Genomic DNA, 1,356 nt, shown 5'->3' with positions numbered 1-1,356 from the left:
TTACAACTGTATCTTTGATAGTTCATCTATATTCTATTGGATACATGAAGAGTGATAATGGAAAATCTAGGTTTTTTTCATACCTGTCATTATTCACTTTCTGTATGATTGTGCTTGTTGTAAGTGACAACTTTCTTCAGCTTTTTTTTGGATGGGAAGGTGTTGGTCTGTGCTCCTACCTTTTGATTGGATTCTGGTTTCAGAAATATTCTGCAAATAATGCAGCAATAAAAGCTTTTATTGTTAATAGAATAGCAGATTTTTTTCTTTTGATAGGAATATTACTAATTTACTATACATTTCATTCTTTAGAATTCACTGAAGTATTTAATCTATCTGATTTGTTGGATTCACAAAAGATAAGAGCTTTTTGCTGTGAATTCAATGCAATTCACATAATATGTATATTACTCTTTATTGGTTGCATGGGAAAATCTGCTCAATTGGGACTACATGTATGGCTTCCAGATGCAATGGAAGGCCCCACTCCAGTTTCAGCATTAATTCATGCAGCAACCATGGTAACAGCTGGTGTATTTTTGATAGCTAAATGTTCCCCTTTATTTGAACTTTCACATATATCAAGAAATTTAATAGCAATAGTTGGCCTTGCTACTGCTTTCTTTGCTGCTACAGTAGCTATCACTCAAAATGACATAAAGAAAATAATTGCTTATTCTACGTGTAGTCAATTAGGTTATATGTTCATGGCATGTGGTTTTTCTGCTTATAATATTGCTATTTTTCATCTAATGACGCATGCCTTCTTTAAAGCACTACTTTTTCTTGGTGCAGGTAACGTAATCTATTCATTGCATCATGAACAAAACATTCAGAAGATGGGGAATTGTTGGAAAAAAGTGCCTTATACTTATGCATTAATGTTGATAGGGTTTCTTGCGCTTTGTGGCATATTTCCTTTTGCAGGATTTTACTCAAAGGATTTAATACTTGAGCATGCTTATGATGTAAATAAATTTGCGTTTTTAATAGGTTTAATAGTTGCATTCTTCACGGCATTTTATTCATGGAGATTGATTTTATTAGTATTCCATAGTGAAAGAAAATGTAAGTCTAATGTTTGCGAAGCACCAAAAATCATGCTTTTACCGTTGATTATTCTTGCTATAGGTTCAATATTTTCTGGATTTTGGGGAAGTAATGTTCTAAGTATAGATAATAATGTTTTTTGGAAATCAAGTTTGATAGTTGCAGAGCATCATGAAATTGACAATTTATTTCTCAAGTTATTGCCAATGTTAATTAGTTTAGCTGGAATATTATTTGCATGCTCTATTTATTATTTTCAAAAAGTAAAACAAATAACAAATCAATTGTTGCTGAAGTTTTTGCAAA

General features: G+C 31.5%; 1 protein-coding gene. It reads left to right on the top strand.

All coding sequences use genetic code 11. The annotated features are described in order from the left end of the window. A partial coding sequence (gene nuoL, locus V6U76_RS05270; RefSeq protein WP_333024092.1) for an NADH-quinone oxidoreductase subunit L occupies positions 1 to 1,356 on the top strand: 1,356 nt, incomplete at both ends.

The sequence above is a fragment of the Wolbachia endosymbiont of Pentidionis agamae genome (assembly GCF_036711655.1).
Taxonomy (GTDB): Bacteria; Pseudomonadota; Alphaproteobacteria; order Rickettsiales; family Anaplasmataceae; genus JAZHPY01.
Note: the sequence above shows the minus strand (reverse complement) of the source record. Positions and strands in the feature narration are given on the sequence as shown.